The sequence below is a fragment of the Shinella sp. CPCC 101442 genome, assembly GCF_024704725.1.
GTDB lineage: Bacteria > Pseudomonadota > Alphaproteobacteria > Rhizobiales > Rhizobiaceae > Shinella.
Genome location: NZ_JALIQS010000004.1, coordinates 144,746 through 157,150, shown reverse-complemented (window position 1 = coordinate 157,150; position 12,405 = coordinate 144,746). Strand labels below are relative to the sequence as shown.

Annotated in this window: 15 protein-coding genes; 8 read left to right on the top strand and 7 right to left on the bottom strand. The window is 63.4% G+C overall.

Features of this window, described 5'->3' with window-relative positions; all coding sequences use genetic code 11:
• Position 1: 1 nt before the first annotated feature.
• Genes MUO32_RS16100 through deoA form a run of 4 tightly spaced genes read left to right on the top strand, consistent with a single transcriptional unit; the run spans position 2 to position 3,272 of the window.
• The gene (locus MUO32_RS16100) at positions 2 to 394 is read left to right on the top strand and encodes a cytidine deaminase (RefSeq protein ID WP_117367381.1); all 393 of its coding nucleotides are present in this window, start codon (positions 2 to 4) and stop codon (positions 392 to 394) included.
• On the top strand, positions 391 to 1,203 hold the full coding sequence (locus MUO32_RS16095) for a purine-nucleoside phosphorylase (RefSeq protein WP_257949376.1): 813 nt from the start codon (positions 391 to 393) through the stop codon (positions 1,201 to 1,203). Before MUO32_RS16100 ends, MUO32_RS16095 begins: the two co-directional genes overlap by 4 nt.
• Entirely contained in the window at positions 1,196 to 1,957 is a 762-nt protein-coding gene (gene deoC / locus MUO32_RS16090) for a deoxyribose-phosphate aldolase (RefSeq protein ID WP_257949375.1), read from the top strand. Before MUO32_RS16095 ends, deoC begins: the two co-directional genes overlap by 8 nt.
• Position 1,958: 1 nt before the next feature.
• A complete protein-coding gene (gene deoA / locus MUO32_RS16085) occupies positions 1,959 to 3,272 on the top strand; it encodes a thymidine phosphorylase (protein WP_257949374.1) in 1,314 nt (437 codons plus the stop codon).
• On the opposite strand, the gene MUO32_RS16080 is transcribed toward deoA, so the two are convergent.
• The 7 genes from MUO32_RS16080 to MUO32_RS16050 form a co-directional block, all read right to left on the bottom strand.
• On the bottom strand, positions 3,262 to 3,804 hold the full coding sequence (locus MUO32_RS16080) for a TIGR02281 family clan AA aspartic protease (RefSeq protein ID WP_257949373.1): 543 nt from the start codon (positions 3,802 to 3,804) through the stop codon (positions 3,262 to 3,264). The genes deoA and MUO32_RS16080 overlap by 11 nt on opposite strands.
• A 124-nt stretch (positions 3,805 to 3,928) precedes the next feature.
• Positions 3,929 to 4,558: a uracil phosphoribosyltransferase gene (upp, locus tag MUO32_RS16075; RefSeq protein WP_257949372.1), complete on the bottom strand. Its 630-nt coding sequence runs from the start codon at positions 4,556 to 4,558 to the stop codon at positions 3,929 to 3,931.
• Positions 4,559 to 4,665: 107 nt separating this feature from the next.
• Positions 4,666 to 5,622 carry an adenosine deaminase gene (locus MUO32_RS16070; RefSeq protein WP_374708680.1) on the bottom strand — a complete coding sequence of 319 codons (957 nt, stop codon included), beginning with the start codon at positions 5,620 to 5,622 and terminating at the stop codon, positions 4,666 to 4,668.
• Between the two features lie 8 nt (positions 5,623 to 5,630).
• The gene (locus tag MUO32_RS16065) at positions 5,631 to 6,860 is read right to left on the bottom strand and encodes a phosphopentomutase (protein WP_257949370.1); all 1,230 of its coding nucleotides are present in this window, start codon (positions 6,858 to 6,860) and stop codon (positions 5,631 to 5,633) included.
• Positions 6,861 to 6,973: 113 nt separating this feature from the next.
• The gene (locus MUO32_RS16060) at positions 6,974 to 7,582 is read right to left on the bottom strand and encodes a TadE/TadG family type IV pilus assembly protein (RefSeq protein ID WP_257949369.1); all 609 of its coding nucleotides are present in this window, start codon (positions 7,580 to 7,582) and stop codon (positions 6,974 to 6,976) included.
• The gene (locus MUO32_RS16055) at positions 7,582 to 8,190 is read right to left on the bottom strand and encodes a TadE/TadG family type IV pilus assembly protein (protein WP_374708670.1); all 609 of its coding nucleotides are present in this window, start codon (positions 8,188 to 8,190) and stop codon (positions 7,582 to 7,584) included. The genes MUO32_RS16060 and MUO32_RS16055 overlap by 1 nt, the downstream gene beginning before the upstream one ends.
• A gap of 121 nt (positions 8,191 to 8,311) precedes the next feature.
• Positions 8,312 to 8,725 (bottom strand): pilus assembly protein N-terminal domain-containing protein, encoded by a 414-nt coding sequence (locus MUO32_RS16050; protein ID WP_257949367.1) that lies wholly within the window; start codon positions 8,723 to 8,725, stop codon positions 8,312 to 8,314.
• A gap of 319 nt (positions 8,726 to 9,044) precedes the next feature.
• Between MUO32_RS16050 and MUO32_RS16045 the strand changes: the two genes are divergently transcribed.
• From MUO32_RS16045 to MUO32_RS16030, 4 genes are all read left to right on the top strand, one after another.
• Positions 9,045 to 9,218 carry a Flp family type IVb pilin gene (locus MUO32_RS16045; RefSeq protein WP_257949366.1) on the top strand — a complete coding sequence of 58 codons (174 nt, stop codon included), beginning with the start codon at positions 9,045 to 9,047 and terminating at the stop codon, positions 9,216 to 9,218.
• Between the two features lie 107 nt (positions 9,219 to 9,325).
• Complete coding sequence (locus tag MUO32_RS16040; protein WP_257949365.1) at positions 9,326 to 9,829, top strand: prepilin peptidase; 504 nt, start codon at positions 9,326 to 9,328, stop codon at positions 9,827 to 9,829.
• Positions 9,830 to 10,026: 197 nt separating this feature from the next.
• Entirely contained in the window at positions 10,027 to 10,836 is an 810-nt protein-coding gene (gene cpaB / locus MUO32_RS16035; protein ID WP_257949363.1) for a Flp pilus assembly protein CpaB, read from the top strand.
• A 13-nt stretch (positions 10,837 to 10,849) separates the two neighbouring features.
• Positions 10,850 to 12,379 (top strand): type II and III secretion system protein family protein, encoded by a 1,530-nt coding sequence (locus tag MUO32_RS16030; RefSeq protein WP_257949362.1) that lies wholly within the window; start codon positions 10,850 to 10,852, stop codon positions 12,377 to 12,379.
• Positions 12,380 to 12,405 lie beyond the last annotated feature (26 nt).

Sequence of the window (12,405 nt, the reverse complement as noted above, 5' to 3'; positions counted from 1 at the left end):
CATGTCCCACGATCTCTTCGAGGCGGCCCGCGCGGCGATGGCCTTCGCGCATGCGCCCTATTCCAAGTTTCCGGTCGGCGCCGCCATCCGCGCCGAGGATGGAAAAATCTACGCCGGCGCGAACATCGAAAACCTGTCCTTCCCGCAAGGCTGGTGCGCCGAGCCGACCGCGATCAGCCATATGATCATGGCCGGCAACAAGAAGATCGTCGAAATGGCCGTGATCGCCGAAAAACTGCCGCTCTGCCCGCCCTGCGGCGGCTGCCGGCAGAAGATCGCGGAATTCGCCACCGCGAAAACGCCGATCTATCTGTGCGACGAGACCGGCGTGAAGAAGACCATGACGATGGACGAGCTTTTGCCGCACAGCTTTGCGACGGATATTCTCGGATGAGCGTTCAAACCACGGACTTCCTGATTTCCCGTCTCGCCGGCGTGCTGCCGCGCTACGGCATCGTGCTCGGCTCCGGCCTGGGCTCCCTGGTGGAGGCCGTGCAGAACCCGCTGCGCATTCCCTATGCCGACCTGCCGAGCTTCCCGGTGAGCACGGTCTCCGGCCATGCCGGCGAACTCGTTATCGGTTATCTCGGCGCTATCCCCGTCATCATGTTGTCCGGCCGCGTGCACTACTATGAAAGCGGCGACGCGAATGCGATGCGCGCACCGATCGAGGTGCTGAAGGGGCTCGGCGTCACTTCGCTGATCCTCACGAATTCCGCCGGATCGCTGCGCGAGGACATGCCGCCCGGCTCGGTGATGCGGATTTCCGACCACATCAACTTTTCCGGCACCAATCCGCTTGTTGGCCTGGACAGCGACGATCGCTTCGTCGGCATGACCAATGCCTATGACACCGATCTTGCCGCCCGCATGGACGCAGCCGCAAAGACGCTGGATATCCCGCTTTCATCGGGCGTCTACATGTGGTTCTCCGGCCCGAGCTTCGAGACGCCGGCGGAAATCCGCATGGCGCGCGTCCTCGGTGCGGATGCCGTGGGCATGTCCACCGTTCCGGAAGTGCTGATCGCCCGCCATCTCGGCCTGAAGGTTGCGGCGGCCTCGGTCATCACCAATTTCGGCGCCGGCATGACGGGCGGCGAACTCAGCCATCACGAAACCAAGGACATGGCCCCGATCGGCGGAAAGCGGCTTGCCGCCATCCTCGCCGAAATGATCGCGGGCGGAGGCACCGACCATGCTTAAGGACACCGCAAGGAAAGCGCTCACGCTGCTCGACCTGACCGATCTCACGGATACCTGCGACGCAGCCGCGATCGAAAAGCTCTGCGCGCAGGCCCAGACGCCCTTCGGCACGACGGCCGCCATCTGCATCTGGCCGCGTTTCGTTGCGCAGGCGCGCGGCATTCTCGGCGCCGGCCATGCGGTGAAGATCGCCACCGTCGTCAACTTCCCCTCCGGCAATCTGACGGTTGCCGAGGTGATTGCCGAGACGAAACAAGCGATTGCCGACGGCGCAGACGAGATCGACCTCGTGATCCCCTACCGCGACTTCATTGCCGGCGACGAAGCGGCCGTGACCGAGATGGTCGAGGCGGTAAAAGCGGCCTGCACACCGCCGGTCATTCTCAAGACCATTCTGGAAACCGGAGAACTGAAGGATCCGGCATTGATCCGCGAGGCCTCCGACCTTGCAATTGCCGCGGGCGCAGACTTCATCAAGACCTCGACCGGCAAGGTTTCCGTCAACGCCACCCTGCAAGCCGCCGAGATCATGCTGAATGCCATCAAGGCCAGCGGAAAGCCCGTTGGCTTCAAGCCGGCGGGCGGGGTGCGCACGGTGACGGATGCGCGCGAATATCTCGATCTGGCCGCTTCGATCCTCGGCGAAGGCTGGGCGACGCCCAAGACCTTCCGCTTCGGTGCGTCGGGCCTGCTTGGCGACATCCTCTCCGTGCTCGACGGCCAATCCGCACCATCGGCGCCCGCGAGCTACTGAAATGCTGCCGCAGGAGACGGTCCGCCGCAAGCGCAGCGGAGAAACCCTCACCTCTGATGAAATCGCCCGCTTCATCGCCGGTGTGACGGATGGCGGCGTTTCGGAGGGACAGGTGGCCGCCTTCGCCATGGCGATCTGGTTCAATGGCATGGCGCGCGACGAGACGGTGGCATTGACGCTGGCCATGCGCGACTCGGGCGATGTGCTCGCCTGGTCGGATATCGACCGGCCGATCGCCGACAAACATTCGACCGGCGGCGTGGGCGACAATGTCTCGCTCATGCTCGCGCCGGTCGCCGCCGCATGCGGGCTTGCCGTACCGATGATCTCGGGCCGCGGCCTCGGTCATACCGGTGGAACGCTCGACAAGCTGGAAGCGATCCCCGGTTACACGATCATGCCCTCGGCGGACCTCTTCCGCCGCACGGTCAAAGATGTCGGCTGCGCCATCATCGGCCAGACGGCGGACCTCGCTCCAGCCGACAAGCGCATCTATGCGATCCGCGACGTGACGGCGACGGTCGATTCCGTGCCGCTGATCACCGCCTCCATTCTCTCCAAGAAGCTTGCAGCGGGCCTGCAATCGCTGGTGCTCGACGTGAAGGTCGGCAACGGCGCCTTCATGACGGATGCCGCTGAAGCCGAAACGCTTGCCCGTTCTCTGGTCGAGGTGGCAAACGGCGCGGGCGTGAAAACCTCCGCCCTGATCACGGACATGAACCAGCCGCTGGCGGATGCCGCCGGCAATGCCGTCGAGATCGCCAATTGCATCGCATTCCTGAAAGGCGAGAAAGCAGGGACGCGGCTGGAGCGCCTCGTGCTCGCTTTCGCCGCTGAAATGCTGGTGCTGTCAGGCGCGGAAACGGACCGCGTGCGCGCCGACGCGAAAGCGGCAAAGGCGCTCGCCAGCGGCGCGGCGGCCGACGTCTTCGCACGCATGGTGCACGCGCTTGGCGGCCCCTCCGATATTATCGAGAACGCCGACGCCTATCTTCCGTCGGCACCGGTCATCCGACAGGTCATCGCCGCGCAGTCCGGTTATCTGAGTGTCTGCGATACGCGTGGCGTCGGCCTCGCCGTTATCGAACTCGGTGGCGGGCGCAGCCGACCGGACGACACCATCGACCATCGCGTCGGCTTCGACCGGCTTTTGCCGCTCGGTACGCGGGTGGAAAAGGGAGACGAGATCGGCCGTGTGCATGCGGCGAATACCGAAGATGCGGGGCGGGCGGCACAACGGTTGGCAGCGTTCTATCCGATTGCACCGGAAGCGCCGGCTCTCCCGCCCGATATCCTGACGCGCATCAGCGCGTGAGATGCATGCGGCCGTCTTCGACCTTGTAGGAGGCGAGCCCCTTCAAAAAGCTCATGCCGATCAGCGTACCTGAAAGCGCCTTGTCGTCCATCACCATGGCGCCGACATTCACGACCTTGACAGGACCGATCTCGACCTTGTCGAGACGGACATAGGCCGCCCGGGCCTTGCCGTTCGCCGTCTCGACGGCATAGCGGAAGTTGAGGTCGGCCTTGTCGATGCCGAGCCGCTGGGCGGTCGTGACATTGAGCGCGATCATGCTGGCGCCCGTATCGATGAGGCCTTCTTCCTTGCGACCGTTGATGGAGAAAAGGCCGCTGAAATGACCGTTGGCATCGGCACTGATGACGGCGCTGCGATTGCCGGTGTAGCGCGCCGCATCCTGTCCTGCCGGCACGGAGGCCTTCTCGATCCTTGCTTCTTCCGATGCCTTGCCGCTTGTCGCGTCGAGATAGCGGGTCGCCACGCCGGGCACGAAGGCGGCGGCGGCAACGACGGAACCAACGACAAGAACGAGGCTGCGAACGAACATGGACAGGTCTCCGGAGAATCTGTCCCGAAATAACACGCTTCCGACTAACGGACGGCAAAAGGGGCGCCCGGAGGCTCCCCTCTCCACGATCTTCGATCCACTTGGTGAATGACCGGTTAACGGTTCACTTCGTGCCGTACATGCGGTCGCCGGCATCGCCGAGGCCGGGCACGATGTAGCCCTTTTCGTTGAGCTGGCGGTCAATGGACGCAGTATAGACGGGCACGTCAGGATGGTGCGCGCGAAAACTCTTGATGCCCTCGGGCGCGGCGAGCAGGCAGAGGAAGCGGATGTTCGTCGCACCGCGGCTCTTCAGCGTGTCGATGGCGGCAATCGCCGAATTGCCGGTCGCCAGCATCGGATCGACGACGATGACGAGGCGCTCGTCGATGCTGTCGGGCGCCTTGAAGAAATATTCGACCGCCTCCAGCGTCTCGTGATCGCGGTAGACGCCGATATGGGAGACGCGGGCGGAGGGCACCAGTTCCAGCATGCCTTCGAGAAGGCCGTTGCCGGCGCGCAGGATCGAGGCGAAGACCAGCTTCTTGCCTTCGAGGACGGGCGCGTCGATCTCTTCGAGCGGCGTCTGGATGCGCGCCGTCGTGAGTTCCAGGTCGCGCGTCACCTCGTAGCAGAGCAGAGTCGAGATTTCACGCAGCAAGCGGCGGAAGCTACCCGTGGAGGTTTCCACCTTGCGCATGATGGTCAGCTTGTGCTGCACGAGCGGGTGATTGATGACTGTAACGCCGTCCATGGCCAACCTTCCGAAATCGAGTAAACGTCTCTTTTTCCATGGAACGGCAGGGGCCTGCAAGAGAAGAGAGCCGGCCGGGGGCAACATCCCCACAGCCGGCTTGCCTCTCAAAGGCGTGAAAGCAGTTTTTGCCGCGTCGGTTCGTCGACGAACGCCGCTTCGATGGCCATCCGGGTCATTCCAAGAATCTCATCGTCGCTGAAGCCCATGACGGTGGAGGCGATCTCGTATTCGCGGGCAAGCGAGGTATGGAAGAAGGGGGGATCGTCGGAATTGAGCGTGACGCGCACGCCAGCCGCGTGCAGGGGCCGCAGCGGATGGTTCTCGAAATTCTCGAAGACGCCGAGCGCGACATTCGAGCCGGGGCAGACTTCCAGCACCGTGCCCTCGTCCGCCAGTCTTTTCACGAGATCGGCATCCTCGATCGCACGCACGCCATGGCTAATGCGCGACGGACGGACATGGTCGAGCGCATCGCGCACGCTGAAGGCGCCCGACAATTCGCCGGCATGGATGGTGATGCCGAGGCCGGCATCACGGGCGATATCGAAAGCACGGGTGAAATCGGCAACGCGATGCATGCGCTCCTCGCCGGCAAGGTTGAAGCCCGTAATGAGCGGATGCGGCCGGCGCGCTGCATATTCCGCCGCCCTCACCACGCGCTCAGGCCCGAAATGGCGGATGCCGACGACGAGGATGCGGGTCTCTATTCCGGTCTTCGCCCTGGCACGCTCGGCACCCTCGGCAAGACCGCGCATATAGGCATCCGCGCCGATGCCCACGGCATCGCCCTGATCCGGCGAGGCGATCAGCTCACTATAGATCGCCCCGGCCTCGGCGATCTCTGTCAGATAGGTTTCGGTGAGCAGCGCATAATCCTCTTCGGTGCGGAAGAGATTGGCGGTCGCGTCATAGCTTTGCACGAAGCTGGTGAAATCCTGCCACGAATAGGCGCCATCCTTGATGAAGTCAGACGTGTCGATGCCGTAGCGCTTGGCCTGGGCGGCGGCAAGCGCCGGCGGGGTCGCGCCTTCGATATGGCAGTGCAGTTCCGCCTTGGGCATGGTCCTGGTCACAGGAAGCTCCTTCCGTTCGGGCCGGGCGCGATACCGAGATGGCGCGCGACAGTCTCGCCGATATCGGCGAAGGTCGTTCGGGTTTCGATAAGGCGCGAGCGCAGGCCCGGGCCAAAGCTCAGGATCGGCACACGCTCGCGCGTATGGTCCGTGCCGCGCCAGGTGGGATCGCAGCCGTGGTCGGCGGTGAGGATGACGATGTCGCCGGGCTTCAGCTTGCGGTCCACCTCCGGCAGGCGCCGGTCGAAGGCTTCCAGCGCTGCGGCATAACCGGCGACGTCGCGCCGATGGCCGTAGAGCATGTCGAAATCGACGAAATTGGCAAAAACGAGATCGCCGTCCTTGGCCTCGTCCATGACCCTGAGCGTCGCGTCGAACAGCGCCATGTTGCCATTCGCCTTGGTGAGCGTGCCGATACCCTGATGGGCGAAGATATCGCCGATCTTGCCGACCGCATGCACCGTGTGGCCGGCGTCCGTCAGGCGGTCGAGCAATGTGGGTTCCGGCGGCAGGACGGAATAATCGCGGCGGTTGCCGGTGCGCTCGAACGTCTCGGGCGTGCTGCCGGTGAAAGGCCTGGCGATGACGCGGCCGATGCGCCCGCCCGGCCGTTCGTCGAGGATCTTTCGCACGGTCTCGCAAAAGGCAAGCAGCCGGTCGAGCCCGAACGTGCCTTCATGCGCGGCGACCTGGAAGACGCTGTCCGACGACGTGTAGCAGATCGGCTTGCCGCTGCGCCTATGCTCAAGGCCATGGCGCGCGATGATATCGGTGCCCGAGGCGTGGCAATTGCCGAGGATGCCGGGCACGTTGCCGGCGGTGCAGATGGCCTCGACGAGTTCCGGTTCGAAAGCATCGCCCTCCGACGGGAAATAGCCCCAGTCGAACGTGACCGGCGTGCCGGCGATCTCCCAATGACCCGACGGCGTGTCCTTGCCGTTCGAGACTTCGCTTGCCGCACCATGATAGCCGAAGACGCGCTGCGGCACGTCCATGCCCTCGGGAAAACGACCGGTCGCGGCGCGGGCGGCGTGCAGCAGGCCGAGCGCCGACATGTTGGGCAGCTTCAGCGGCCCCTGCCGCAAGCCCGGCCGGTCGGCGACGCCGGCCGCACAGAATTCCGCGATATGGCCGAGCGTATCGGCGCCGAGATCGCCGAACGCCGCCGCATCCGGCCCACCGCCGATACCGAAGGAATCAAGAACGAAGAGAAAGGCTCGCGCCATGGACCACCTGCCGTCTACCCGCATCCCCTCGCCGGGCGGGGGGATGAACCGTCAGACATGACACGGGCACCAAGAAGGGTTCAAGAAAAATCGCGCCGGGGGACAGGCTCGTCTCAGCAGTCGGAGCACGAAATCTTGTCACCGGTACGCTGCCGGAAATAGCTCGTCTTGGAGAGATTGACCTTGTTGAAGGTCGAGGCGAAGCTGGGCATCATCAAAAGCACCTCATGCGGCACGACGAGTTCCGTGCGCACGATGAACGTGCTCTTGGCCTCCAGGGTCGAGGGCAGCGTGACGCTGGCGCCGACCGCATAAGGCTTGCCGGCATCCTGGTCTCGCGACCAGGCAACCGTCGCCTTGCCGTCCGCGGCAACGGCGATGCCCGTGATCTTCAGCGAATACCCATCCTGCACGAAGGGAGCGATGACGGTCTTCGTCACCTCCTTCATCGTGTCGAGCGTGGCCTTGTTCGTGGACTGGCTTTGCGTGAGAAGGTCCGACACGGTGCTCGAGGCACGGTTGACCTTGCGCAACATGGTGACGGCGACGGAAATCTCGAAAGCGCCGACATAAGCCATGACGAGGAGCGGCGCGACGATCGCAAACTCGATGGCGCCGACGCCGCGGCGGTCCTCGATGAGGCGACGCAGCTTGAGAAACACGCCGCCCTTGGACGATTGCTGTTTCCTGTCGGCATCCGGAAGCGGGGAAAGGCTGCCCATCACGGATAGTCCTCGTTCTGGACCACGGCGGTCGCGACCATCAGATAGTTCTGCTGGGAGCCGTCGGCGGTTTTGATGTTCGAGACGTAGGGGCGGACAAGATCCGTGACGATGTCCCAGCGGTAATAGGCCCTGATGATATTGATCGACTTCTTGCCGCCGGGGGAGAACTTGAAGGCGGCAGTGTCGAGAGACGCGCCTGTCAGCGGGATCGCTTTGGGAATGTCCGTGAACTTCGGGAAGGAGCGCACGTCGATAAACAGCTTGTCCGGCGTCGCGAGCTCGGTGGGCGAGCAGGGCATGAGGATCGCGATCTCGTCGCAGAAGGCCTTGCGGAACTGCGCCTGGCTCATATCCGTGGTCTTGCCGAGATTGAAGGTGATCTCGCCCGTGCGGATCTTGCGCGCCATGGTATCGTTGGCGCTGGTCAGAACCTGCTCGGCCGAGAACGCCACGAAGGTCTCGAGCGACGCAAAGACGATCATGAAAAACGGCAGGCTGAGGAGCGTGAACTCGATTGCCGTCGCCCCGTCGCGGCGGGCGAGAAAACGGCGGAACAGGCCTTTTATCGACCGTCGCCGTATGTTTTTCGTGTGATCGAGCATCATCGCGATCCGTTCCCATATCTGGATGGGAAAAGACTAGATCGCCGACCGTTTATTTTTCGTGTGTACGGAGCAGAAGAATTGAATGGTTTCCCGCTTTTGGGCAACCGAAGCGCAACAGCGGTCAGCCGTCCGACGGCCGCTCGGTGGCGTGCTCTTCGCAATTTGGCGTGCAGGACAGGACGGACCGATCCGTCTGGCGGAAGACGCGCACCGTATTGCCTTCGTCGATCGACACCAGAATCCGCTCGTCGACGATGGCATTGCCGTCGGCATCGAGGAGGACGAGATTGGTGGTGCCGAAGTTGCGGCCCGTCAGCACGATCGTCCTGGCATCGGCCACCGTTGCGTCGGCCACCTTGGCGTTGCCGATAATGACCTTGCTCACCGGCCGGTCGAGTTTGAGCACCCGCGCATGATCCATGTAGACGCGCATGAAGGGCTCTTCCGCGTTAGCGGCTCCCGCCACCGACACCACAAGAAGGGCGGCCGTCACCAGCCTTGCTGCTCTCGCAGCGAAAATCCAGTCGCGTCCCATAATCACTCATCCCGGCGATACTATGAGACCAGCATCGCCGGGAATGGTGAATGAAGCCTTAAGGCGGCGCACGGCTTTTCCGCGTGCCGGCGCCGCGAGACGGTACAGCGACCCGGGATGCCGCCCGCAAGCATGAGAGAATCGCGCGTGAGGACATTAACCCTTTGGCGACCATATTTTCGACAGCCTCACGTTAGGATAAGATTAACTGACTTCCTTAAGCCGATGGCAATGGCAGGACTGTAGGTTGCAGTCATCCGAACAACGGAAACAGTTGGCGGACGTGCTGAACCAACACTCGTGGAGCTAGGAGAATACCATGACCAAGATTTTCGCTCGCCTTATGAAGGACGAATCTGGCGCAACCGCCATTGAATACGGCCTGATCGCCGCCCTGATTTCCGTCGCTCTCATCGCCGGTGCCCGCGCCCTCGGCCAGGGCCTTGACGCTCAGTTCAACTTCCTGAACACGCAGCTCACCGACACCCGTTGATATCGGGCGGTCACACATATCAGGGGGAAGCCGCCGTCCTTGGAGGGCGGCTTCTCCATTCCAGGAGCTCACCGGTCTGAACTGGCCGGATATCGGGAGAATGTCGCGTGACACAGGCTCTGATCTTCGTGATCTTTCCGTTCTGTCTTGCAGTCGCAGCGTTTTCCGATTTCTTCACAATGACCATTCCCAACCGGGTTTCGGTCATCTTGCTTGGCGCTTTCCTCGTCGCGGCCCCCCTTGCCGGTCTCGGCCTCACCGAGATCGCGATGCACCTCGGCGCAGGCCTTCTTATGTTCTCGATCGGCTTCGTCCTCTTCGCGCTCAACACGATGGGTGGCGGCGACGTGAAGCTGCTGTCGGCCAGTGCCGTCTGGTTCGGCATCAATCCCTCCCTTATGGAATACATGATCTATGTATCGGCCTTCGGCGGGCTTCTGACGCTCGGCATCCTCATCCTGCGGGCGAAGACCTCCATGGTCCATGCTTCCGGCCTGCCCGTGCCGGTTCACCTGCTTTCCGGCCGCAAGGTGCCCTACGGCATCGCGATCGGCGCGGCGGCCTTCGTCGCCTATCCGTCCTCCCCGCTGATGCTCGCCGCTCTCGGCTGACGCACATATTCTCGACGATGAAGATAGACGACCGGGATGTCCTGCATCCCGGGCTTTTGCATTTGTTGAAATGTCGAGCGTAAACTCCCCGCATTAGCGCAGCGTTAACCATACCCGTAAGGCGCTTATTAACCATAATTACACCATTGCCGGTCAATGTGGGTGGATAGAAGAGTCCGCACCACCAGGGAATCCATATGAGACCGGCGCGAATCATCATTCTGGCAGTGGCTGTCGTGTCGGCCGGCATAGCGGGCCTGCTCGCCCTGCAGGTCGCCCGCGGCGGCAAGTCGGCCATCGCCCAGAGCGATCCCGTCATCGAACGGGAGCCGACCGTCAACGTGCTTGTGGCGCGTGAAAGCCTGCCTGTCGGGTCGCGGCTCAAAGCCGATTCGCTCACTTGGGCGGCGTGGCCGCAAGGCTCTGTGGTCGAGGGCTTCATCACCGATCAGAACCGGCCGGACGCGATGGAAAGCCTCGATGGCGCCATTGCCCGCATGCCGATCTTCAACGGCGAGCCGATCCGCCAGGAAAAGATCGCCGATTCGAGCAACCGCATCATGTCCTCGCTGCTGCCGGCCGGCAAACGCGCTGTCGCGACCGAAATCTCCGTCGCGACGGGCGCCGGCGGCTTCATCCTGCCGAACGACCGCGTCGACGTGATCATGGTGCGCAAGAGCGACGTCGGGTCCTTCCTGACGGAGACCGTGCTGTCGAATGTGCGCGTGCTGGCCATCGACCAGCAGATCCAGGAAAACCCCGACGGTTCCAAATCGGCCATCGGCACCACCGCCACGCTCGAACTGACGCCGGACCAGACCAAGGTGATCACCGTCGCCCAGCAGATGGCCGAGCGGCTGCAGCTGGCGCTGCGCAGCGTCGCCGACGCCCAGGAATCCGATACGGGCGCTGCCGAATACCTGCTTTCCGGCGGTGACGGGGTGCCGCTCGTACAGGTGATCAAGACCGGTGAAATCGTCAACGGCGCTAGCGCCGCCAAGCAGTGACCAGGAGCTGACCGTGTTTGGAATCGCAAGGACTTTTCGGGCTTCTGTCGCCGGCGGGCTGAGCGTCTGCCTCGCCTTTTCCGGTCTTCCGCTCGCACCCGTGGCAACCGCGGAGGCGGCGACCGCCTCTGTCATCCGCATCAGCAACAGCGGGCCGGGCACCCGCAAGGCCGTCAAGCTTGGGCTCAACAAGGCCATCGTAGTGGATCTGCCGACGGACGCGCACGACATCCTCGTCGCAGATCCCGTCAAGGCCGACGCCGTGACGCGCAGTTCGCGCCGCATCTACCTGTTCGGCAAGGAAGTCGGGCAGACCAACATCTTCATCTTCGGACCCGGCGGCGAGGAGATCGTCAGCATCGACCTCACCGTCGAGCGCGACATCGACGGCCTGCAAGCCAATCTGCGCCGCTTCATCGCCGACTCCGACATCCAGGTCGAGATCATCTCCGACAACATCGTCCTGAACGGCACGGTGCGCACGCCGCAGGATGCCATCCAGGCGACGCGGCTTGCCGAAATCTTCCTGACCGGCGGTGAAGCGACGACGCGCAACATCACTGCCCAGGGCAACAATGGCGACGCGGCGATCTTCGGCGAAGACCGCCAGCGCTCCCAGGTCGTCAACATGCTGAAGATCGAGGGCGAGGACCAGGTCACGCTCAAGGTGACCGTCGCCGAGGTCAGCCGCCAGGTTCTCAAGCAGCTCGGCTTCAACGGCTCCGCCCAGGGCTCGGCCGGCGGCATCTCCTTCCGCAACCCGACAAATCTCGGCGGCGCAGCCGACTGGGTCTCCAGCGGCTCTCTCGCCGGCAGCATCGGCGGTCTCTCTCTTGCGAGCTATGTGAGCGCCATGGAACAGGCCGGCGTGATGCGCACGCTTGCCGAACCCAGCCTCACCGCCATCTCCGGCGAGGAAGCCAAATTCTATGTCGGCGGCGACTTCCGCCTGGCGACGGAGCAGGAAATCGATGTCGACGACGAGGGCAAGCGCTCGATCAAGCGCAAGGTCGATGTGGTCGAATACGGTATCCGGCTGAACTTCCGGCCGGTCGTGCTGTCGCCGGGGCGCATCAGCCTGCGCGTTCAGACGGAGGTCTCCGAGCCGACTTTCGAAGGCTCCGCCACTTTCCTCGCCCATAGCGACATTCCCGGCCTGACGGCACTCGGCATCCGTCGGCGCGAGGCGACGACCAGCGTCGAGCTGCCCTCCGGCGGCTCCATCGTCATCGCCGGCCTCGTCAAGGACGATATCCGCCAGGCGATGTCCGGTCTGCCGGGCCTGTCGAAGATCCCGATCTTCGGCACGCTCTTCCGCTCGAAGGACTTCGTGCGCAACGAGACGGAAATGGTGATCATCGCCACCCCCTATCTCGTGCGGCCGGTCGCGCGCACGGCGCTCTCGCGTCCCGACGACAATTTCAACGCGACCAACGACGCTGCCAGCTTCTTCCTCGGACGGGTGAACAAGGTCTACGGCCGCAAGGAAGACGCGATGCCGTCGGGCAACTACCACGGCTCCATCGGCTTCATCTACAAGTGACGAGCGAACCCATGAGCGAAACGATC

What these genes read in the sequence shown, in the direction of transcription:
- MUO32_RS16055 (WP_374708670.1), bottom strand. Translation starts at nt 8,190, where the DNA reads ATGATGCTCGATCACACGAAAAACATACGGCGACGGTCGATAAAAGGC.
- deoA (WP_257949374.1), top strand. Translation starts at nt 1,959, where the DNA reads ATGCTGCCGCAGGAGACGGTCCGCCGCAAGCGCAGCGGAGAAACCCTC.
- MUO32_RS16060 (WP_257949369.1), bottom strand. Translation starts at nt 7,582, where the DNA reads ATGGGCAGCCTTTCCCCGCTTCCGGATGCCGACAGGAAACAGCAATCG.
- MUO32_RS16095 (WP_257949376.1), top strand. Translation starts at nt 391, where the DNA reads ATGAGCGTTCAAACCACGGACTTCCTGATTTCCCGTCTCGCCGGCGTG.
- cpaB (WP_257949363.1), top strand. Translation starts at nt 10,027, where the DNA reads ATGAGACCGGCGCGAATCATCATTCTGGCAGTGGCTGTCGTGTCGGCC.
- MUO32_RS16070 (WP_374708680.1), bottom strand. Translation starts at nt 5,622, where the DNA reads ATGCCCAAGGCGGAACTGCACTGCCATATCGAAGGCGCGACCCCGCCG.
- MUO32_RS16050 (WP_257949367.1), bottom strand. Translation starts at nt 8,725, where the DNA reads ATGGGACGCGACTGGATTTTCGCTGCGAGAGCAGCAAGGCTGGTGACG.
- MUO32_RS16080 (WP_257949373.1), bottom strand. Translation starts at nt 3,804, where the DNA reads ATGTTCGTTCGCAGCCTCGTTCTTGTCGTTGGTTCCGTCGTTGCCGCC.
- upp (WP_257949372.1), bottom strand. Translation starts at nt 4,558, where the DNA reads ATGGACGGCGTTACAGTCATCAATCACCCGCTCGTGCAGCACAAGCTG.
- MUO32_RS16065 (WP_257949370.1), bottom strand. Translation starts at nt 6,860, where the DNA reads ATGGCGCGAGCCTTTCTCTTCGTTCTTGATTCCTTCGGTATCGGCGGT.
- deoC (WP_257949375.1), top strand. Translation starts at nt 1,196, where the DNA reads ATGCTTAAGGACACCGCAAGGAAAGCGCTCACGCTGCTCGACCTGACC.
- MUO32_RS16100 (WP_117367381.1), top strand. Translation starts at nt 2, where the DNA reads ATGTCCCACGATCTCTTCGAGGCGGCCCGCGCGGCGATGGCCTTCGCG.
- MUO32_RS16045 (WP_257949366.1), top strand. Translation starts at nt 9,045, where the DNA reads ATGACCAAGATTTTCGCTCGCCTTATGAAGGACGAATCTGGCGCAACC.